The organism is Acidovorax sp. NCPPB 3576 (assembly GCF_028473605.1).
In the GTDB taxonomy this organism is placed as follows: domain Bacteria; phylum Pseudomonadota; class Gammaproteobacteria; order Burkholderiales; family Burkholderiaceae_C; genus Paracidovorax.
Window position 1 is genome coordinate 3,299,859 of sequence record NZ_CP097267.1, and the last position, 19,618, is coordinate 3,319,476.

Genomic DNA, 19,618 nt, shown 5'->3' on the forward strand with positions numbered 1-19,618 from the left:
ACCGTGCCTTGCATAGATAAAAGGGAGGATTCATGACGAAAGATGTCAACGATGCCGCGCTTGCCGCGGCCCGGCTGATGGCGAAGCCGATCAGCCTCGCTTCGGATTACCCGGCCGCCGGTTGCTTCAAGAATATCCAGTTGACCGATATTCCTGCTGCCATGGAAAAGAACGGATTCCGCGTGGGCGCGGCCCTGATGCGCAAATGGTTCACGGGAGCACCCTTCGCCATGCCGAGTGCCTGGAAAACAGGCCTAGGGGTAGACCACAGGTCTTTGGCCATGCAGCACCTCGACACTTCGATTGTCAGCATGCCGTGGGCCCTGCGATTCGGAAGGACGCAGGAAACTTATTTGGAACTGAAAAATGCCGTAGCTGGCAAAGGTTCAGAAAGAAGTTGGGCCTTTTCACAAAAGGAGCTCTTCACCAACCTCCTAAAGACGGGGAAGCTGGGAGCCCATGCCGCACCGTTCGGCATCAGTCATTCCGTCGTCGATGTGCATGAGACGGCACATGTCAATGCTCGCTCCGTATCGGCGAACGGCTTCGAAAAACTGACGGACCCGCTTGATGACATGTATTGCGCACTGGGCGCTTTCACATTGCATGTCGCAGCAGAGGGCGTTGTCACGCCATTGCAGAGAAACACCATCGCACCCACGCACCGAGTAGACATTCACAGCTTGGCTTTCTACATAAGAGACTGCTACGACTTCTCAGGCGACCAGATCCTTGGAAACTGGAATGCCAGTGAAGTGCGCAAGGTGCCTTCCTCAAATCTCTATATGGTGGAAAACGCCAGTTTCCGCGAATGGCGCTCACGCCATCAAAAGGGTGGTGACTTCATTGTTTTCTCCGATCTTTATCGTGAAAAACTGAGGACACCTTTGACTTGGTATTTCAAGGTGACTTGAGATGCGCATGCACTTGCCAACTCCCGCGTCCACCACGAAGCGCAGAACATTTTGGCGCAGATGGCAATGGTGGGTTGGACTGATGTTCTGGCTCGTCGCCTTGCTATCCCTTGCAATCTGGCTGGTGTTCAACACCCCTATTCTTTTCGTACTTGCCAACTCCAGTTATTTTGGAAAGGCCGAGTTCTCTCACTCCTCGTACTGTGAAAACACCAACCATCGCTTGGATGTCTACCTGTACAGAAACGGAGACGGCTACGTTCAACTGGTAGATGGCGCTGGCCGCGCGCACGGCCAGTCGCTTTTTTCAGAAGGGACTGAACTAGGACCAATTTGGTCAAACGATTGCAAGCAGGTGAGTGTCAACACAGACAAAGATTCTGTCTCGTTGAGCGTAGCGCCATGAGGGCGACTCAGCACCCCAATGTCATGGTCCTCGCAGCGGTCGATGCTCCACACGTTCTCGCAGGGAACACCTCGGTCATTCCTATCAGGCACCTGACTGCCTCATCGTCAATGTCGGCACCGATGAAGAACGCACAGATTTAAAAGTGCGCCCTTCACTGGCACATCCATCGGCCCATCATCGCTGAGCCCGCCTTCGATACACCTTTCCATGAAATCCCACACCTCTTCCCTCTCCACCCACCGCGCGGCCTTCCGCCAGCCCCGCTTTTGGCAGACCTGGCCGCGATGGGCGTTGCTGTTGCTGGCCGGCATGCCGCTCGCCCTGCTGGCCGGCTCCCTGCTCTCCTCCCGCGCATTCAACACCGCCGAACTCATGCACACCGATGTCTGTGGCGGCGGCGATTACAGCCTGGAGTTCTACGACTACAGCGACGGCGCCGGGTACGTGAAGCTGGTGGACCAGGCCGGGCGGTCGTACGGCCGGGCGGAGCATTCGGACGCCGACGCGCTTCGTCCGGTGTGGTCCGACGATTGCCTGTCGGTCACGGTCAGCACGGACCGGCGTCGCGTGCGGCTGGAGGTCAAGCCCTGAGCGGTCAATTGCCGGCGCGGCGACGGCCCCTGCACGCCGGGGCCGGCAACCCCTCCGCTCATCCTCCCGTGGTGCGTGCAGCAGCAGGCAGAAGGTTGAATGCCAGGCGCCAGTTCGCGCGCCCGCCGCTCAGCCGCTGGGCCAGGGCGGCACATTCGGGATCGTAGGCGGCGGCCAGGACCAGCAGCGGCAGCGCGTCGCGTGGCTCGTACAGGCTGCCGACCACGTGGCCCCGTTCGCCGTTGTCCGATCGCGCCTTGTCGAAGCGCACGTCGCTGCGCACGAACTCGGCGTGCGTCTTCTCGCCCTTCAGATACGGCATCAGCCACGCCACGCTGTGGGCGATGGAGGCGCCGTTCGCCGCCTTCCAATGGTAGAAATCCTCGCCCTGCTCTGCGAAGGCCAGCGCCAGGGTGACCAGCGGGCGCAGGTCGTACACGTGGTACGACAGCGCATCGCGCTCCTGGAAATCGACGCTTTCGCCACTGGCAAGCAGGTTGTCGTTGATCTGCGCGCGCAGGCCGTCCCGGGCATAGGCGATCATCCGCGCATCGCCGAGCGCGAAGCCGATGAGCCCGACGATCTTCAGGCGATGGCTGTGCCAGTTGTTGGTGGCGGTTTTCTTCTTCATCTCCCGCGACCCCATCTCGGCCTCGGCGATGCGGCGCATCCAGCCATCGATCGATTCGCGCGTGGCGGCGCCCAAGTCGCCCCGCACCATCCGGTAGCCGAAGATGGCGGGCTCCAGGCCGGTTTCGTCGATGGGCTGGCCGCTCGGGTGGTTGGCCTGCGACCAGCGCAGCAGGTACTCGCCCGCCTTGGCGGCATGGCGCGGGTCGCGGTCCAGCCGGTAGGTGATGGCCAGCGCCTGGATCTTGGCCATGTCCTGCAGGCCCGCCTCGGTCTGCGCCTTGAGCGCATCGCCCCGCAGCCGGCCGCCGGTGGTCAGCACGGCCACGGGCCGGGGCTCGCTCTTCATCGCGTCTTCGGCGATGCGGCGCTGGGCGGTGACGGCACTGCGCCATGCGGGGACGGACGCCGATGGCTCTCTCGCCTGCGCCCATTGCCGCTCGGTGGGCCAAAGCGTTTGCGCGTGCGATAGCGCGGCGCAAGACAGCATCGCGAAGGCCAAAGCCGCCGACACGGCCTTGCGGCCACCATGGACAAAGGGCATCGCGTGCCGAGCTCCCGACCGAAACATTGCCATTGATCTTTCCTGGCGGACAACGCCGCACCGCGTTGCACGCAACCGCAAGATGGCCAGACAGACCACCCTCCGATGAACCGAGTGAACAAGGCCACCGCCAGATGACGCAGCGGCGGCCAATCCAGGCCGATAGAAAGGCAAGCCGCCTCGGGCCTGCCGCGAGCTGGCCAAACGACCGGCTGCCCAGCCCATGATTGGGGGGCCGGCGGGCCACCCTTGCTTCCAACGGTTTCAGCCGGCGCCGGCCGTGCCCATCCGCACACCGTTGCATTGCAAGCACAGGTGTATTTCCCTCGCGACGATTGAAACACCTATATACATTCATACGGGCGAGGCATAGGCTCCCGCCCGTTCCCTTTGCGCCTGTCTGAGCGCACGGCCATCCATCGGGCCCACCACCATCTATCCAGGGAATCCTTCGTGAACCATTCGATACAGACCCGCCCCTCCCTGCTGCATGCAGCCCTTGTGGCCGCGTGCCTGGGCAGCGCTGCCATGGCACAGGCCGCCGATGTGCGGATCACCGTGCCGCCGGGAGGCGGCTTCGTGGTTCGAAGCGCCAACGGAACGCAGGAGGGCCTGCGCGTCCAGGATGGCGGCGGCGTCTTCCTGCCCACCCTTTCCGCACAGACACCCGTGGCCACGGTGCTGTGTTTTGAAACCACCACAGGGGCCCTCGGGCCCTGTGCCGCAGGCGTGGCCGCGGGCCCGACCGGCGCCACGGGGGCCACGGGCCCGACAGGGGCCACCGGGCCTGCGGGCACGGCCGGCGTGGCCGGCGCCACGGGAGCGACGGGTGCCGCTGGGCCCGCAGGCGCCGCCGGTGCAACGGGCGCGGCCGGGACGGCAGGGGCCACCGGCGCGGGGTACGCCAACGGCACGGCCGGAGGGCAGATCACCTTGACGTCATCGTCCTCCCCCTTCAGCCCGCAGTCGCCCGTCACGCTGACGGGCGACGCCAGCCTGAGCAACACCGGCGTGCTCACCATCGTCGACGGCGCCATCACCAACAACAAGATCGCCAACCTCACCATCGCCAATGCCAACATTGCCGTGAATGCCATCACCACGAGCAAGGTGGCCAATGGCACCGTCACCACCAGCAAGATGGCCGACCAGGCGATTTCCACGCTCAAGCTGCTGGACTCGGCGGTGACCAACGTCAAGCTGGCCGACGACGCGGTGAGCGTGTCCAAATTGCAGGGAGGCGCTGCCGCCGCGAGCGGGACCTACCTGCGCTCGGACGGCGTCTGGGTGCAGCCCGGGCAGCTCGTGCAGGGCGGCACCCTGTCATCGGGCGCCACCGTGCCCAGCACCCCGACCGGCGGCGTGTACTACGCGGCCCAGGGCGGCAGCACGTTGACCCTGCCCCCCGCGAACGTGGCGGGGCAGACGCTCACCATCCTCACCCTCGATCCACAGAACGGCGCATCGGTCATCCTGCAGTCCTCGGGCGCCGACACCATCGTGAATGCGAGCTTCAGCGGCAGCGGCATCGGCAGCACCTTGCAAGGCGCCTTCAAGTATTTCCTGCTGAGCGACGGCAACGGGCAGTGGTTCGCGAACTGAAAGGCGCCTGCGGCGAGCCGGCGGCCGTCAGGCCTTGGCGGCGGGTCCCCGCGGCCGCGCGGCCGACAGTCCGACTCCCAGCACCGCCAGCGCACCCGTCAGCCCCACGATGGCCGGCCACCCGCCGTGCTGCCAGAACCAGCCGCCCACCGATCCGACCACGCTCGAACCCATGTAGTAGAACCAGAGGTAGAGCGATGCCGCATGCCCCTTGGTCAGCCCGGCCAGCGGGCCGATGGATGAACTGGCGATCGAGTGCCCGATGAAGAAGCCGGTGGTCACCAGCGCGATGCCTGCGAACACGCCCCACAGCGACGGAGACAGGGTGAGCAGCGTGCCGCCCAGCATGAACGCGAAGCCTGCCACCAGCAGCCCTCGCCGCCCCAGGCGGTCCGCCAGCCGGCCCGCCACGGAAGAGGAAACGATGCCGAAGCCGAACACCAGGAACATCAGGCTGATCTGCGTCTGGCTCAGGCCGTAAGGTGCGCCGGACAGGCGGAACGTGGCGTAGTTGAACAGGGTGACGAAGATGCTCGTCAGCAGAAAGCCGATGGCGAACAGCCGCAGCAGCCCGCGGTGGCGCAGGTGCCCGCCCCATGCCCGCAGGTGGTAGCGGATCTGCAGCCCGGGCTGGGGCGTGAAATGGCGCGACCGCGGCAGCAGCACGAGAAAGCCGACGGCCGACAGCAGGCACAGCGCGCCCAGGCAGCCCAGCGCGGCGCGCCAGCTCACCCATTCGGTGAGCACGCCCATGCCCACGCGCCCCATCATTCCGCCGAACGCGGTGCCCGCCACGTACAGGCCCATGGTGTGCGCCAGATGGCGCGGATCGATCTCCTCGGCCAGGTACGCCATGGCCACGGCCGGCACGCCGCCCAGCACCAGCCCTTCCAGCGCGCGGGCCACCAGCAGGCCGTGCCAGCTGGGCACGATGGCCGCGGCGATGTTCAGCAGCGAAGCCAGCGCCATCGACGCGAACATCAGCCCCCGCCGCCCCAGCGCCTGCGAGAACGCCTCCGCCAGCACGATCGCCACAGCCAGCAGGCCGGTGGTCAGCGACAGCGGCAAGGCGCTTTGCGCCGGGCTGATGCCGAACGAGCGGGCAAAGGCCGGCAGCAGCGGCTGCACGCAGTAGATGAGCGAAAAGCTCGCGAACCCCGCCAGGAACAGTGCCGCAGCGGCCCGCCGGTAATCCGCGGAGCCGCGCGCGATCCAGCCCGAAGCGGACGTGCCCGGCGACGTGGATCGGGCCGCAGGCTGCTCTGCCAAGGGCATGGCGGAAGGCGGGGCGAGGTCTGGAGAGGCGGTCAACGAAGGCATGGGTCGAACGATGGCGGCAGGGCAAAAGGCGGCGAGGGAAAGGCGCTGCGTTGAAGGCAGCCAGCGCTGGAATCTAGGCGCTTCCCTTACATATGTCCAATATATGATTCATCTCATTGCCATACCTATTTCAGATACCTGATGGAACTGCGCCACATCCGCTACTTCATCGCCGTGGCCGAGGAAGGCAACTTCACCCGGGCCGCGGCGCGCCTGGGCATGGCGCAGCCGCCGCTGAGCCTGCAGATCAAGGACCTGGAAGCCGAGGTGGGCGTGCCGCTGTTCCACCGCGTGCCGCACGGCGCGCGGCTCACCGACGCAGGCAGCGCTTTCCTGGAAGGCGTGGGTGGCCTGCCGGCGCGCACCTTCGACGCCGTGAGGGCGGCGCAGCGGGCGGCGCGCGGCGAGTCGGGCGTGCTGCACCTGGGGTTCACCGGCTCGTCCGCGCTCAATCCCGTGGTGGTGCAGGCCATCCGCTCGTACCGCCGCGGGTTCGCACAGGTCGAACTGAAGATCGACGAGGGCAACTCCCTCACCCTGGTGGAGCGGCTGCGCGACGGGCGGCTGGACATCGCCATCCTGCGCCCGGATGGCCTGGACGCCACGGGCCTGCACTTTCACCGCTACCCGGACGAGCCGCTGATCGTGGCGCTGCCGGCCAGCCACGCCGCCTCGCGCAAAGGCCCGCGAATCGATCTGCTCAAGCTGCGCGGCGAGCCCTTCATCCTCACGCCCCGCCCGCTCGGACCCAGCCTGTTCGATGCCGCAGTGGCGGCTTGCCGCGCGGCAGGCTTCGAGCCGCAACTGGGACCCACCGCTCCGCAGATCGTGTCGATCCTTGCGCTGGTCGCGGCCGAGCTGGGCGTGGCGCTGGTGCCCGCCTCCATGCGGCATCTGGCCTTCAAGGGCGTGGCCTACCGTTCGCTGACCAGCCAGTCGGCCCTGGTGAGCCTGGCCATCGCCCACCGCGAAGGCGACCGCTCGCCCTTCGTTCAGAACTTCGTTGCGCTGGCCCGGCCCGCGGCCCGATAGGTCCGGGCTTTTTACAGGACGAGCGCCGCCCGGGTCACACCTTGCCGGCGACCCCTGCCGACTCGAAGCTCGCCATCTCGCGCAGCACGGCACAGGCCGACATCAGCAGCGGCCAAGCCAGCGCGGCGCCCGATCCTTCGCCCAGGCGCAGGCCCATGTCCAGCAGCGGCTCGGCCTGCAGTTCGCCCAGCAGCAGCGTGTGGCCGCGCTCGCCCGAGCGGTGGGCGAACACGCAGCGCTCCAGCACGGCGGGCGCCAGGCGGCTGGCCACCAGCACGGCCGCGCTGGTAATGAAGCCGTCCACCACGATCACCCGGCGCTCGCTGGCGGCCTGCAACACCGCGCCCACCAGGGTGGCCACCTCCAGCCCGCCCAGCGCGGCCAGCGCCTGCAGCGGCTCGGTGGCACCGGCATTGGCCTGCAGCGCCTGCTGCAGCACCGCGCGCTTGCGTGCCACGCCCTCCACATCCAGGCCGGTGCCCGCGCCCGTGCAATCGCCGATCGGCAGGCCGCACAGACGCGACAGCAGCAGCGAGGCGACCGACGTGTTGCCGATGCCCATCTCGCCCAGCAGCAGGGCATTGCCCGGCAAACTGCGCACGATGGCGCCGCCATGGGCGATGGCCTGGGCGCATTGGTCCGCGGTCATCGCCGGGCCCACCGATGCATCGGCCGTGCCGGCAGCCACGCGGCAGTGGCTGAGCAGGCGCGGCTGCCCCGGTGCGCTGTCCCGCGGGGCGATGGTGCGCGCCACGCCGCAGTCGGCCACGGTCAGGTCCAGCCCGTGCTGGCGCGCCAGCACGCTCACCGCCGCGCCGCCGGCCAGGAAGTTCTCCACCATCTGCCAGGTCACATCGCTTGGAAAGGCCGACACGCCGCGCGCCGCCAGGCCATGGTCGGCCGCGCACACGAGCATCTGCGGCTGGCGCAGCACGGGCGCCTCGGTGCCCAGGATGCGGCCGATGCGCAGCGCCAGCGACTCCAGCCGGCCCAGAGCGCCCAGCGGCTTGGTCTTGTGGTCCAGCAAGTGCTGCAGGCGGGCCGCCAGGGCGTCGTCGGCCAGGGGAGCGACGGAGGGCAGCGGCAGGTCAACGGCAAGGGACATGGGTCATTCACTCCACGAAAACGGTCGGAAAAACAAAACTCAGAAGGCCGCGCCGAACGATGCGGTCCGCATCCCGCGCGAGATCGCGCACCAGTTCATGCACGCCCACGATGCGCCTGCAGCCACTGCGGGCTGAACCAGGTGTCGATGCCGCCGGCCAGCCGGTCGAACACCGCATCGAGCGTGGGCGCGTCGGCCCCGAAGAGTGCGCGCAGGATGCCCGCGTCCTCGAACAGGCCGTGCAGATACACACCGAGCACGTTGCCATGCGCGTTCTGCCATGCCAGGCCCGGAATCAATTCGTGCGCCACGTCGCCCGCAGCCGCCATCGCCGGGTGCTGCGCGGTCTGGCCGTGGTGGATCTCGTAGCCCTGCACGGCCGCGCCGGCCAGCGCCTGCCAGGCGCCCTGCGCGGCGCCGAACGCGGTGCGGGTGTGGCGCACGGTCTTGGCAGGCTCGAAGGCCGTCACCAGCGGCAGCAGGCCCAGGCCCGGCGCGTTGCCGTCCACGCCGTGCGTGTCGATGAGGGCCTCGCCCAGCATCTGTAGGCCCCCGCAGATGCCCAGCACCCGCCCGCCCCGCGCCGCATGCGCGGCCACGGCGGCGTCCAGCCCCTGCGCGCGCAGCCAGGCCAGGTCGGCCGCGGTGGCCTTGGAGCCGGGCAGCACGATCCAGTCGGCCCCCGCCACATCGGCCGGGCTGCGCGCCCACAGCAGCCGCACGCCGGGCACCGCCTTCAAGGGCTGGAACTCGTCGAGGTTGCTGATGCGCGGGTAGGCCACCACGGCAATGGTGGTGTGCACCACGCCGCTGGCGCGCGCGGCATCGTCGAACACGCCGTCTTCCTCGGGCAGGCCGTGGTGCCACTGCATGGGGATGGTGGCCACGGTGGGTACGCCGGTCAGCTGCTGCAGCATCTCGGGCGCCGGGGCCAGCAACGCCGCATCGCCCCGGAACTTGTTGAGCACGAAGCCCTGGATCAGCGCCCGCTCGTCCTCGGGCACCAGGGCCCAGGTGCCGTACAGGTGGGCGAAGGCGCCGCCCCGGTCGATGTCGGTGACGAGCAGGCAGCTCGCGCCCGCATGCCGCGCCACGCGCAGGTTGACCACGTCGCTCGCTTGCAGGTTGATCTCGGCAGGAGACCCCGCGCCTTCGATCACCACCACGTCGTTCTCGGCGCGCAGCGCATCGAGCGCAGCGGCGATCTGCGGCCACACGCGCGCACTGCGGCCGCGCCAGGGCAATGCGGACAGCTCCTCGCTCACCTGCCCCATCAGCACCACCTGGCTGCGCGTATCGGCCTCGGGCTTGAGCAGCAGCGGGTTCATGCGCACATCGGGCTCGGCCCGCGCCGCCAGGGCCTGGAAATACTGCGCGCTGCCGATCTCGCCGTAACCCCCGTCCGGCCCGGCGACGACGCGCGCGTTGTTGCTCATGTTCTGCGCCTTGAACGGCGCCACCTTCAGGCCCTGGTTGCTGTACCAGCGGCACAGGGCCGTGGCCAGCCAGCTCTTGCCGGCGCCGCTGGTCGTGCCCAGCACCATCACGCAACGGGCCGCCATGTCAGTGGCGCGCCCCGGACAGGGCTCGAAGGATGCCGCCCGCACGCAGGGGGGCGGCGAGACGAGGCAAGGCCATCGGAGAACGGACAGCGAAGGCGAATGGGGCGGAATGCACGGCGCAGATCGAAAGGGAAGGAGCCGTATTGTCCCCTGCCCGGCACAGGTCTTGAACGCTTGCAGGACTTCATTCGCCCCAGGTCAACCCCATGCCGATCATCCCCGCCGAGCAGCGCCGGTCGCGCGCGCACGCGACGAGGGCGTGCTACCCCAGCGGACGCACCATGCGGCCCATGATGTGCTCCAGCGCCGCCCCGGCATCGGTGCAGCGCCCGGTGTGCACCGGCGAGGTCTGGATGATCCCGCTGCGCCGGGCGGTCAGCCAGTGAAAGCGCGATCGATAAGGCATCTGCGCGATCGGCCCGCAGCCGGTGTCGCCCGCGCAGATGGCGACGATGGCCGCCAGGTGCCGGCGCACCGTGTCCAGGTCGGCCGCGGGGTCCAGGGCCAGCAGGCGCGCTTCGTCCAGTGCGATGGCGGCTTGCAGAAAGCCCGTGCGCTGGCACGACAGGATGGCGCCGGCATTGATGAATTCCTCGCGCTCCACCCGCGGCACCACGCGCACGATGGCGTAGTCGTACACATCAGCCGCGTGCATCGATCGCTCCTTTCAGCCAGGCGCTGCGCCCTGCCAGCCGCGCGGCGAAATAATCCGCGTAGGCCTGCCGGTGGGTGCCGGGCGCCGTCAACGGGCCTTCGGCGTGGTCGGCACCGGCCATTTGCAAGAATTCATCGGGCACCTCGGACAGCACGCCTTGCAGCACCTGCGGCGTGAGGAGCGCGGCCAGCTCTGCATCCACCTCGGCCAGCGCCGTGGCGCGGTGCAGCAGCACATGGTCGGCAATCGGCGCAAAGGGTTTGGCGGGCAGCGCCACCGAGCCGTTCCAGGCGTGGTGGAAGGTCAGCGCCGCGCCATGGTCGATCAGCCAGGGGTTGCGGTGCCACACCAGCAGGTTGGTGTTGCGCGCCGTGCGGTCCACGTTGCCCACCAGCGTGTCGAACCAGACCAGGCGCGAGGCGAAATCGTCCGAGACGGCGTCCACCGCCGGGTCGAAGTTGGCCGCGCCCGAGAGGTAATCCAGCCCCACGTTGAGGCCGCCGCTGGCACGGACCAGGTCCTGGATCTCGGGGTCGGGCTCGGTCTGCGCCAGGGCCACGTCGAGTTGCGCCAGAACGATTTCGGGAACGGGCAAGCCGAGCGCGCGGGCGATGCCGCCAGCGATCATCTCGGCGAGCAGGGCCCGCACGCCCTGCCCCGCACCGCGGAACTTGAGCACATACAGGCCCAGGTCGTCGCCCTCGACGACGGCGGGCATGGAGCCGCCCTCACGCAGGGGCGTGACGTAGCGGCTGACGGTGATGGTGCGCATGGCGGGGCGGCCTCCTGGGAGCGATCGCGGTGAGGCAGGGATGGTAGCCGTGGCGCCGAACCTATCAAGCAGGCTGAACGTCCAGGCCCGAGGAAATGCGCTCTGGCCCAATGGCATTGCTTTCCTGCGCAAAAAGGAAGGAAGCGAGCAGGCCGCGAGGCGTGCCTTTGCCCGTCGGATTGAAGATGACCATATCGCCAAACACCAGAAAATGGTCTTTGGCGCGCGACACGCCGACATTCAGCATGCTGGGGCTTCGATCCATGAACCCGCCATCCGCATCCCTTGAATAGGTCGGAGAAAAAATGATCAGGATGCGTTCCGCCCCTTGCAAGGAGTGAACGGTGCCGACAGTCATCTCACCGTCTTCCTTGCCTGCGCGAATTCCGCGCGAAGCGCACGCCTCGGTAATGGCGGCGACCTGCCCGCCAAAAGGCGTGACGACGCCGACGATCTCATGGATTTTCTTGCTGTACTGGGTTTCCAGCCGCGCTTGATTCTGAACGATCCATTCGGCAATGGTTTCGGCTTCCACGCGGTTGTCACGGCTGCCGCCCCGGCGCTCGCACTGCCCGTCGATGTGCAGGTACCCCAGGGCCGGCAATCCCGGCGCCGCCCCCCGAGGGCCCCGCTTAGGAATCAGCTTGCCGTGGTAGCAAAGTGCGTTGCAGTAGCTCACGATTTCGTCATAACAGCGCCGGTGCTCGTAAAGATACATGCCTCGCGCCAGGTCCTTGTCGTAGTGGTACCGGCTGGCCCGTTGCGCGATCTCCATGACGCTGCCGGAGGCAGCCGTCTTTCCCAGCTCGGCAATCCGGTTGTAGTCGGCTTGCACATGGGTCGAATCCATGACTCCCGCTTCCACCAGGTTGCCAATGTCCATCTGCGGCTTCACGCTCCAGATGGGCTCGATTTGCAGGGTGTCCCCGATCACCAGCGCCCTCTTGGCCAATGCAAAGGAGGCACCTGCGACTTCGGGCAGAACCTGCCCCGCCTCGTCGACGATCAGAAGATCGATGTGGTCGTAGAGGTAATCCGGCACGAAGCTTCCACGCTCGTATCGGCTGACAGCCATCTCTTTCGGAAGCATGAAGAACGTGGAGACGACGCAAGGCGTGAGCATCATCCGCCGATGCCAACGCTTCCTGAGCGTGGCAGCGCCCTTCTTTTTGCTCTCGTCGGCCAAACCCGGAAGCACCTGCTCCATCTCCAGCAGCCATCGTGCCTCCCAATAGTGGGTAGCGTAGAGAAATGCCGGAAACCGGATGCGCGTATCTGCCGCTTGGTCGCAGGCCTGCAGCGTTCTTGCATCAGGGGAAAGCGCCATTCCCAGGCAGCCAGTGGCAGCAGCCCATGGAATGAGCGCTTCGCGGTGCGCCTTGAATGCGCTCTCCCCACGCTCGAGCCTCATTCGCAGTGGTGCCAGTTCCTTTTCGATGCCCTCCACCATGGTTTGAATGGCATGGGTGAATTGATCGATGCGAGTCCATTGCCTTTCGGGAAAGGCGCCAGGCCATCTCTCTTTCAGAAAGCCCTTGGCACGCAAAAGACGCTTTTGATGAACGGGCGGCAGCCAGGACAGCAGCACATAGGCCCAGGACTCCTGACCGAGAAAACCCTCCCATTGATCCAGCAGTGCTTTGCATGCGGTCAGATCGCCTTCTCTGGCAGAGGCCGCCACCTGCCGTGCCGCAAGGGCTTCGGCAGGCGATTCGCCAAGCTCCTCACGCAGTGCTTCGGCGGCCCGATGCACGGGGGGCCACGCGCCTTCGATGGCTTTCAACTTTCCGGCACCCTCCTCGATCAGCCGGTGCAGCCGATCGCAAATGCCTTGGACAGAAGGCTCGCGGAGGTCTGGAAATGCCGATTGAGCGGCCTGCAAAAACCCACTCTTGGCCTGGGCAAAGTATTCAGGCTCTTCGACGGCGCTGAAAAAGGCCCGGGTCTGGTACTTTCCAGTGGACTGTTTTTCCTTTTTCGCCGAGGGGAAATAGGCCCCGAAACTCTTGATGCCGGGCAACCATCGCCCCGCGAACGGCCCGACCCCTGAAGAGAAATCCTTGGCGAAAGCGTCGATGATGTTGGTGACCGCCTGGTTGTTCGTGGATGCGGCGGCGATCACCGGGGGATCACCTCCCTGAAGTGCCGCACGAACCCAGTGCGACGCGACCACCGAAAGCAGCATGGTGGTCTTGCCAGTCCCGGGTGGGCCATTGACGCCCAATATTTCACCGTGCCTGGATACGAGCTGGTGCGTCAACGCATCTCGCTGTGCGTCCGCCAGTGGATGGGTATCCGAGGAATGCCCCAGCCGCAGGGAAAATCCTGCATGCGGTGGAAGACAGGGCTCGGGAGGATGCGTCTCTTCCGAGGCGTATTGCTCGAACAGCGGAGAAGAGGGAGCCTGAGACCGGATGTTGTCGTAGAGGGCCAGAATATGCTGGCTGGCCCCCACCACCGCGCCGTCTTTGTCGATGGCCCAGCGGTCGTCCAGCTGGAAAGGCTCCGTGTTGCTTACCCAGCCGGCCGCGACCTCTTCGAACATCGCTTCGCAGTAGCCCAGATACTTCTGCCAACGTTCGAGATGCCATGCATCAGGATCATGTTCGCCGATGGCTTGCTTTTCGAATCCGGGCGCCTCGTGTCCAGCCAGCCAGGTGTCCAGATCCGAGACGGCGCCCACCGCGAACGCGCCCTTGTCCAAGGGTTCCAGGATATCGCGAGGGACGAACGTGTTCACGTTCGGATAGATGCGGCCCTCCCGATCCAGCACGGCCTGGCCGACGATAGGAATGACGATTTCGGGAATACCGCTGGACCGGGCCCTCCCATGCGCAAGGCGCGAACGGTAAAGATAGGGACGGATGGTGACCGCCACCGCATCGACATCTTCGGCACATTGCCGAAAAAACTCTTGAACCACCTCTGCATCGACCCGCCCGCTCTCCCACTCGGCCCTGGGCCTCAGCTTCGGATTGTCGATATCCGAGCCCTGGAGCGCACCTTTGCCCAAATCGGCATCGGCCAGGCAGTTGCGCCAGTATTCCGCGTAGGAAAGGCTTTTTTTCCGCATTGAGCTTCCATCCCTTTTTTCAGTTTTTGCATCTGCCCGTGCATGTCTCAGGCTTCGTTGGCGGTGCTGAGACGCCGCATCACAGTTCCGCGACCCGCAGCCACGGGCTTTCCGGGCAACCCGTTATTTTGCCCGCCCCTCCAGCATGAGAATGGAGCCGATCTCCCCCTTGCCGCAGACGGGCAGCAGCCTGGTCAGAGTTGCCAGGCACGCCGCAGTGCCTGCCCAGCAGCCGGTTCCAGCACCCCCAGCCGCACCTGCCCCGGCAATCCGAAGGACGCACAGTCTCGCAGCTTGATGCCGTCCTCGCGCAACGACGCCAGCGCGGCTGGAAGGTCGTTTACTGCCGGCCGCGCCACGAAGTAGTTGGCCTGGCTTCCGGGCACGACGGCCCAGCCCATGGCCTCGCACAGCGCCTGCTGCTGCGCCTTCCAGGCGCGCAGCGTTTCCAGGCTGTCGCGCAGCCACTGCTGGGTGGACGGCAGGCTCCATGCTGTGAGCAACGCCACGCCATGGGCGCCGATGGGCCAGGAAGGCGCCAGCGACTGCAGCGCGGCAAGGTCTTGCGGCGGCTGCGCCTGCGGCGCAATGGCGTAGGCCGCGCGCACGCCGGTCAGGCCCAGGGCCTTGTTGGGCGTCCACAACTGCCAGGCGTTGGCGGGCATGGGGGAGGCGGCGCCCTCCAGGCGCAGGGGGGCGTAGGCACAGTCGAGCACGCGCAGTGCGCCGTCTTGCGCTCCGGGCCGGCCCCAGGCGGCCAGCGCGGGGTCGGGCGTGCCGAGCGGGCTGGAGGGCTCGCAGGCCCAGCACAGGCCGGTGCCTGCGGGGGCCGCACCGGGCGCGGCGCGCTGCACTTCCAGCCCCCAGGCCTGCGCCGCGCTCGCGTAGTCCCCATAGCCATGCACCGGCACGGCCACGGCCCGCGCGCCCTGCCGGGCGGCGAAGGCGGTGATGCGGTGGATGAATTCGCTGGCGCTGCCCGCGATCACGATGCGCGCCGGCGCCACGCCGTGGAAGGCGCCCAGGCGCTCGCGCAGGGCGGTGTAGGCCGGGTCGGGGTAATGCCGGGCATCGGCTTCGCGCAGCGCCTGGACCGCCTCGGGGCACGGGCCGCAGGCGTTGCTATTGGTGGAAAAGTCGTGCAGCGGCACGCCCAGGGCGTCCGGGCCGCCGTGCAGGGGGGCGTGCGCGGTCACGTCCATCGCAGTGCCCAAAATGCTATTGAAAAGTGAGCAATCATGGCAATCAATCCGCCGGCGATGACCACTTTCGATGCCCAGCGCGCCGCCTGCGGCGTATCGCTGGCGGCGGCGCCCCGCCCTTCGCCGTTGAGCGTGTACACGCCGGGCTTGGCCAGGCGCACGCCCAGGGCCAGCGCCATGGCAGCCATGGGCCAGCCGCTGTTGGGCGAGGGCGTGCGGCGGGCCTGGGCCGCCAGCACGCGCCAGCGCGGGCCGCCGGCGATGGCCCACAGCAGCAGCGCCGTGAGCCGCGCCGGCAGCCACGACAGCGCATCGTCCGCGCGCGCCGCCCATTTTCCGGCCCACTGCCAGTAGCGCCCGCCGCGCATGCCGGGGTAGCCCCACATGGCATCGGCCGTGTTGGCGAAGCGGTAGAGCGCGGCGCCGGGCAGGCCCAGCAGCGCGAACCAGAACAGCGGCGCGACCACGGAGTCGTTGAGGTTCTCGGCCAGCGATTCGATGGCGCTCTCGCGCACCTGCACCGCATCGAGCGCCTGCACGTCGCGGCTCACCAAGCGCGCCAGGCGCGCGCGCCCGGCCTCCAGCGATTCGGCCAGGGCGGCTTCCACCGCAAGCACCTCGTCGCGCAGCATGCGCCAGGCCAGCAGCGGCTTGAGCAGCAACGCCATCAGCACCGCGGCCAGCCACGGCGGCGCGTGGCGAAGCACGGCCCACTGCAGCACAGCGGACACGATCAAAACCATAGCTGCCACCGCACACCACAGTAGCGCTGCAAGCCAAAAAGACTTCCAATCCCGGGGCGTGGGCGCGCGGGGCGCCACCCGGTCGCCGCCGGCCTGCAGCGCGTGGCCCATCCAGACCACGGGGTGCACGGCCACGGGCGGCTCGCCAAAGCACCGGTCGATGGCCAGCGCGAGCGGCAATGCCGCGGCGGGCGCCAGGGCCAGGGCCCAGGCGGCGTCCATCAACGGGGGCCCTTTCCGTCAACGGCCGGCATCGGGTCCACGGCAGCGCCTTCCACCAGCCAGGGCGCCGGCTGGCCCCAGCCGTTGTCGAACACCACGGTGCGAAGCGGCGCGCGGCGCGCCCAGCGCTCCTGCTGCAGCATGGGTTCTTCGTAGAAGCCGTGCACCGGGCCGATGGACAGCAGCGCCACCGCCTCGGCACCGGGGGGCAGGCCCAGCAGCGCGCCCACCGCGGCGGGGTCGAACATGGACACCCAGCCCATGCCCAGCCCCTCGGCGCGCGCGGCCAACCACAGGTTCTGCAGCGCGCAGGCGACCGAGGCCAGATCCATCTGCGGCAGCGTGCGGCGGCCGAACACGTGCGCCTCGCGCCCATCGGCCAGCGCCACGGCGATGCATTCGGCCGCATCGCGCAGGCCCTCGACCTTCAGGCGCAAAAATTCCGCGCCCCGCTCGCCCAGCGCCTGGGCCGTGCGCAGGCGCTCGGCCTCCACACAGGCGTGCAGGCGCCCGCGCAGCGCCCCATCGGCCACACGGATGAAGCGCCAGGGCTGCATGAACCCCACGCTGGGGCCATGGTGCGCGGCCTCCAGCAGCCGCGCCAACACCTCGGGCGCGACCTGCCCACCCGCGAAGTGGCGCATGTCGCGGCGTTCGCGGATGGCGCGGTACACGGCGGCGCGCTCCTGTGCGGAGAAGGCGGCGCCCTGCGCACTGTCGTTGGGCGGCGTGGGGGATGGCATCGCGGCGCGGGGGCGGTCGGCGGGGCTCAATCCTCGATGCCGCGCTGCGCCGGCACGCCGGCCTGGAACGCGTGCTTGACCATGCCCATCTCGGTCACCGTGTCGGCCAGCTCGATCACCTCGGGCGGGCAGCGGCGGCCGGTGAGTACCACGTGCACATGGCGCGGGCGGTCGCGCAGCACCTGCAGCACCTCCTCGAGCGGCAGCCAGCCGTAGATGAGCGGGTAGGTGATCTCGTCCAGCACCACCAGGAAGAACTCGCCGCCCAGCACGGCGGCGCGCGCGCGCTCCCAGCCGGCACGGGCCAACTCGGCCGACTGGTCGATGTCGCGGCTCTTCCAGGTGAAGCCGTCGCCCAGGCCCTCGATGGGGATGCCCAGCTGCTCGAACATGCGGTGCTCGCCGAAGCGCGCGGTGGGCACCTTCATGAACTGGAAGATCTTGACCGGCTTGCCGCGCCCGTGGGCGCGCAGGGCGAGGCCGAACGCGGCGGTGCTCTTGCCCTTGCCGTTGCCGGTGTTGACCAGCACGATGCCGCGGCGCTCGCCGTCGGGTTTTTCGGAGCGCCGTTCGGCGGGAGGGGTTTCGATCTGCATGCGCAATGTCTCGGAAGTCGTTCGGAAAAAAGGGGGCGAAGTCGGTGGCCGGGATGGCGTCCGGGTCCTAGTCGATGCGGGGCAGCGACACCCACAGGCCCGCCACCTGCTGCACCTGGATGCGCTGGTCGAACACGGCCTGCAGCGCGGCGTGGGTGGCCGGGTCGGCGCAGGCGCCGTGGTGCACGATGCGGCCCCGGTCCATGATGGCCATGTCGTCGGCCTGCAGCGCGAGCGACACCTCGTGCAGCACGCTCACCACCGTGCCGCCGCGCGCCGCCAGCGCGCGCATGGCGTGCAGCCAGTCGGCCTGGTGCGGGGGGTCGAGGTTGGCCAGGGGTTCGTCCATCAGCAGCACCTCGGCCTGCACGGCGAGCGCGCGCGCCAGCAGCACCCGCTGGCGCTCGCCGCCCGACAGCTGCCCGAGCGGCCGGTGGCGCCAGTCCCAGGCCTGCGTGGTGCGCAGGGCCTGCTCCACCGCCGCATGGTCGGCGGCGCTGGCCGGCGCCATCCATCGCTGGTGCGGCAAGCGCCCGAGCATGGCAACGTCGTAGGCCGTGAGGTCGTCCGCCGAGGCTTCGTTCTGCCCCAGCCAGGCCAGCCGGCAGGCGCGCTCGCGGGCCGGCATGGCGGCCAGGGGCCGGCCCAGCAGCTCGACCCGGCCCGACACCGCCGCGCCGCGCAGCAGGCCCGCCAGCACCTTGAGCAAGGTGGACTTGCCGGCGCCGTTGGGGCCCACCACGCTGGTCCAGCGGCCGGCGGGCACGGCCAGGTCCACGCCGTTCAATACCGGGGCATTTCCGATGTGTGCCGCGATGTTGATTGCCTCGATTGCTATGTTTTTCATAGCGAATGGCCCTGCATGGAGCGCCGGTGCATGAGCCACAGCAGGTAGGTGCCGCCCAGCGCCGCGGTGAGCACGCCCACGGGCAGCTCCTGCGGCGCCAAAATCCAGCGCGCCAGGATGTCGGCCGCCAGCAGCAGCGTCGCGCCCATCAGGCTGGACAGCACGATGTGCCGCTGGTGCGTGACCTTGACAATGGAGCGCACCAGGTGCGGCGCGGCCAGCCCCACGAACGCGATCAGGCCGGTCTGCGCCACGGCCGTGCCGGTGGCCAGCGCCATGGCCGCCACCAGCCCCGCGCGCATGGGCGCCAGCGGCAGGCCCAGGCTGGCGGCCGTGGCCTCGCCCAGCGTCAGGCCGTCGAGCGCGCGCGACAGGGTCCACGCGGCGATGCCGCACAGCGCCCACGCCCCGGCCATGAGCGCGCAGGCCACCCAGCCGACGAAGCTGGTGCTGCCCAGCGTGAAGGCCTGCATGGCCTGCAGGATGTCCGGCGAGGCCAGCTCCACCAGGTCGCGCAGTGCGCCCAGCACCACGCCCACGATCACCCCGGCCAGCAGCAGCCGCAGCGTGTGCTGCACCCCGCGCGCCAGCACCAGGGTCAGGGCCACCGCGCCAGCCGCGCCGAGAAACGCCATGCCGGTGACGCCCAGCCGCGCCAGCCACTGCGCGGCCATGGGCGACACGCCGAACACCACCATCGCCAGCGCGCCGCCCAGCGCCGCGCCCGAGGCCGAGCCCAGCAGGTACGGATCGGCCAGCGGATTGCGGAAAAGGCCCTGCGCCACCGCGCCCGCCAGCCCCAGCAGCGCGCCGGCCAGCCAGGCGCCCAGCGTGCGCGGCAGGCGGATCTCCCACACGATCTGCCAGGCCACCGGGTCCTGCCCCATGCGCAGCAGGCTGTCGAATCCGGTGCTGCCCACGCAGGCGCCGACGACCAGCAGCAGCGCGCTGGCGGCCAGCAGGCAGGCGCCCAGCCACGCGGCGCGGCGCGGGCCGGGGCCGGGCCGCACGGGGTGCGAGGCCGGCACGGGCTGCGATGGCCGTGGCGATGGCATG

Annotated in this window: 18 protein-coding genes; 5 read left to right on the top strand and 13 right to left on the bottom strand. The window is 68.5% G+C overall.

Features of this window, described 5'->3' with window-relative positions; all coding sequences use genetic code 11:
- Window positions 1–32: 32 nt before the first annotated feature.
- From M5C98_RS15215 to M5C98_RS15225, 3 genes are all read left to right on the top strand, one after another.
- Entirely contained in the window at window positions 33–914 is an 882-nt protein-coding gene (locus M5C98_RS15215; protein ID WP_272548279.1) for a DUF6402 family protein, read from the top strand.
- An 82-nt stretch (window positions 915–996) separates the two neighbouring features.
- Window positions 997–1,320: a hypothetical protein gene (locus M5C98_RS15220; RefSeq protein WP_272548280.1), complete on the top strand. Its 324-nt coding sequence runs from the start codon at window positions 997–999 to the stop codon at window positions 1,318–1,320.
- A gap of 210 nt (window positions 1,321–1,530) precedes the next feature.
- The gene (locus M5C98_RS15225) at window positions 1,531–1,914 is read left to right on the top strand and encodes a hypothetical protein (protein ID WP_272548281.1); all 384 of its coding nucleotides are present in this window, start codon (window positions 1,531–1,533) and stop codon (window positions 1,912–1,914) included.
- 58 nt (window positions 1,915–1,972) lie between these two features.
- Here M5C98_RS15225 and M5C98_RS15230 read toward each other — a convergent pair whose 3' ends face one another.
- A complete protein-coding gene (locus M5C98_RS15230; RefSeq protein ID WP_272548282.1) occupies window positions 1,973–3,088 on the bottom strand; it encodes an alginate lyase family protein in 1,116 nt (371 codons plus the stop codon).
- Window positions 3,089–3,541: 453 nt separating this feature from the next.
- Between M5C98_RS15230 and M5C98_RS15235 the strand changes: the two genes are divergently transcribed.
- Complete coding sequence (locus M5C98_RS15235; RefSeq protein WP_272548283.1) at window positions 3,542–4,690, top strand: hypothetical protein; 1,149 nt, start codon at window positions 3,542–3,544, stop codon at window positions 4,688–4,690.
- Between the two features lie 27 nt (window positions 4,691–4,717).
- Here M5C98_RS15235 and M5C98_RS15240 read toward each other — a convergent pair whose 3' ends face one another.
- Window positions 4,718–5,965 carry an MFS transporter gene (locus tag M5C98_RS15240; RefSeq protein WP_442867288.1) on the bottom strand — a complete coding sequence of 416 codons (1,248 nt, stop codon included), beginning with the start codon at window positions 5,963–5,965 and terminating at the stop codon, window positions 4,718–4,720.
- Between the two features lie 186 nt (window positions 5,966–6,151).
- Between M5C98_RS15240 and M5C98_RS15245 the strand changes: the two genes are divergently transcribed.
- Window positions 6,152–7,042: a LysR family transcriptional regulator gene (locus tag M5C98_RS15245; RefSeq protein ID WP_272548285.1), complete on the top strand. Its 891-nt coding sequence runs from the start codon at window positions 6,152–6,154 to the stop codon at window positions 7,040–7,042.
- 34 nt (window positions 7,043–7,076) lie between these two features.
- Here M5C98_RS15245 and cobT read toward each other — a convergent pair whose 3' ends face one another.
- The 11 genes from cobT to M5C98_RS15300 form a co-directional block, all read right to left on the bottom strand.
- Complete coding sequence (cobT, locus tag M5C98_RS15250; protein ID WP_272548286.1) at window positions 7,077–8,147, bottom strand: nicotinate-nucleotide--dimethylbenzimidazole phosphoribosyltransferase; 1,071 nt, start codon at window positions 8,145–8,147, stop codon at window positions 7,077–7,079.
- A gap of 95 nt (window positions 8,148–8,242) precedes the next feature.
- Window positions 8,243–9,709, bottom strand: coding sequence for a cobyric acid synthase (locus tag M5C98_RS15255; protein WP_272548287.1), 1,467 nt, complete (start codon window positions 9,707–9,709; stop codon window positions 8,243–8,245).
- Between the two features lie 262 nt (window positions 9,710–9,971).
- Window positions 9,972–10,364 (bottom strand): DUF3037 domain-containing protein, encoded by a 393-nt coding sequence (locus M5C98_RS15260; protein WP_272548288.1) that lies wholly within the window; start codon window positions 10,362–10,364, stop codon window positions 9,972–9,974.
- Window positions 10,351–11,136 (bottom strand): HipA family kinase, encoded by a 786-nt coding sequence (locus M5C98_RS15265; protein ID WP_272548289.1) that lies wholly within the window; start codon window positions 11,134–11,136, stop codon window positions 10,351–10,353. The genes M5C98_RS15260 and M5C98_RS15265 overlap by 14 nt, the downstream gene beginning before the upstream one ends.
- A 64-nt stretch (window positions 11,137–11,200) precedes the next feature.
- Window positions 11,201–14,209, bottom strand: coding sequence for a DEAD/DEAH box helicase (locus tag M5C98_RS15270; RefSeq protein ID WP_272548290.1), 3,009 nt, complete (start codon window positions 14,207–14,209; stop codon window positions 11,201–11,203).
- Between the two features lie 194 nt (window positions 14,210–14,403).
- Window positions 14,404–15,411 (bottom strand): aminotransferase class I/II-fold pyridoxal phosphate-dependent enzyme, encoded by a 1,008-nt coding sequence (locus M5C98_RS15275; RefSeq protein WP_272548291.1) that lies wholly within the window; start codon window positions 15,409–15,411, stop codon window positions 14,404–14,406.
- Window positions 15,402–16,376: an adenosylcobinamide-phosphate synthase CbiB gene (cbiB, locus tag M5C98_RS15280; RefSeq protein WP_272548292.1), complete on the bottom strand. Its 975-nt coding sequence runs from the start codon at window positions 16,374–16,376 to the stop codon at window positions 15,402–15,404. The genes M5C98_RS15275 and cbiB overlap by 10 nt, the downstream gene beginning before the upstream one ends.
- Window positions 16,376–17,119, bottom strand: a complete 744-nt coding sequence (gene bluB, locus M5C98_RS15285) for a 5,6-dimethylbenzimidazole synthase (RefSeq protein WP_272548293.1) — start codon at window positions 17,117–17,119, stop codon at window positions 16,376–16,378. Before bluB ends, cbiB begins: the two co-directional genes overlap by 1 nt.
- Before the next feature lie 26 nt (window positions 17,120–17,145).
- Window positions 17,146–17,715 carry a cob(I)yrinic acid a,c-diamide adenosyltransferase gene (gene cobO / locus M5C98_RS15290; protein WP_272548294.1) on the bottom strand — a complete coding sequence of 190 codons (570 nt, stop codon included), beginning with the start codon at window positions 17,713–17,715 and terminating at the stop codon, window positions 17,146–17,148.
- Window positions 17,716–17,782: 67 nt separating this feature from the next.
- Complete coding sequence (locus tag M5C98_RS15295) at window positions 17,783–18,562, bottom strand: ABC transporter ATP-binding protein (RefSeq protein ID WP_272548295.1); 780 nt, start codon at window positions 18,560–18,562, stop codon at window positions 17,783–17,785.
- Complete coding sequence (locus M5C98_RS15300; RefSeq protein ID WP_272553300.1) at window positions 18,559–19,617, bottom strand: FecCD family ABC transporter permease; 1,059 nt, start codon at window positions 19,615–19,617, stop codon at window positions 18,559–18,561. The genes M5C98_RS15295 and M5C98_RS15300 overlap by 4 nt, the downstream gene beginning before the upstream one ends.
- Window position 19,618 lies beyond the last annotated feature (1 nt).

Bases quoted from the DNA above. Each gene is read 5' to 3' on its own strand.
- M5C98_RS15240 (WP_442867288.1), bottom strand. From the start codon at position 5,965: ATGCCCTTGGCAGAGCAGCCTGCGGCCCGATCCACGTCGCCGGGCACG.
- M5C98_RS15255 (WP_272548287.1), bottom strand. From the start codon at position 9,709: ATGGCGGCCCGTTGCGTGATGGTGCTGGGCACGACCAGCGGCGCCGGC.
- M5C98_RS15265 (WP_272548289.1), bottom strand. From the start codon at position 11,136: ATGCGCACCATCACCGTCAGCCGCTACGTCACGCCCCTGCGTGAGGGC.
- M5C98_RS15220 (WP_272548280.1), top strand. From the start codon at position 997: ATGTTCTGGCTCGTCGCCTTGCTATCCCTTGCAATCTGGCTGGTGTTC.
- M5C98_RS15215 (WP_272548279.1), top strand. From the start codon at position 33: ATGACGAAAGATGTCAACGATGCCGCGCTTGCCGCGGCCCGGCTGATG.
- M5C98_RS15295 (WP_272548295.1), bottom strand. From the start codon at position 18,562: ATGAAAAACATAGCAATCGAGGCAATCAACATCGCGGCACACATCGGA.
- M5C98_RS15225 (WP_272548281.1), top strand. From the start codon at position 1,531: ATGAAATCCCACACCTCTTCCCTCTCCACCCACCGCGCGGCCTTCCGC.
- M5C98_RS15300 (WP_272553300.1), bottom strand. From the start codon at position 19,617: ATGCCATCGCCACGGCCATCGCAGCCCGTGCCGGCCTCGCACCCCGTG.
- M5C98_RS15260 (WP_272548288.1), bottom strand. From the start codon at position 10,364: ATGCACGCGGCTGATGTGTACGACTACGCCATCGTGCGCGTGGTGCCG.
- cobO (WP_272548294.1), bottom strand. From the start codon at position 17,715: ATGCAGATCGAAACCCCTCCCGCCGAACGGCGCTCCGAAAAACCCGAC.
- M5C98_RS15270 (WP_272548290.1), bottom strand. From the start codon at position 14,209: ATGCGGAAAAAAAGCCTTTCCTACGCGGAATACTGGCGCAACTGCCTG.
- cbiB (WP_272548292.1), bottom strand. From the start codon at position 16,376: ATGGACGCCGCCTGGGCCCTGGCCCTGGCGCCCGCCGCGGCATTGCCG.
- bluB (WP_272548293.1), bottom strand. From the start codon at position 17,119: ATGCCATCCCCCACGCCGCCCAACGACAGTGCGCAGGGCGCCGCCTTC.
- M5C98_RS15245 (WP_272548285.1), top strand. From the start codon at position 6,152: ATGGAACTGCGCCACATCCGCTACTTCATCGCCGTGGCCGAGGAAGGC.
- cobT (WP_272548286.1), bottom strand. From the start codon at position 8,147: ATGTCCCTTGCCGTTGACCTGCCGCTGCCCTCCGTCGCTCCCCTGGCC.
- M5C98_RS15275 (WP_272548291.1), bottom strand. From the start codon at position 15,411: ATGGACGTGACCGCGCACGCCCCCCTGCACGGCGGCCCGGACGCCCTG.
- M5C98_RS15230 (WP_272548282.1), bottom strand. From the start codon at position 3,088: ATGCCCTTTGTCCATGGTGGCCGCAAGGCCGTGTCGGCGGCTTTGGCC.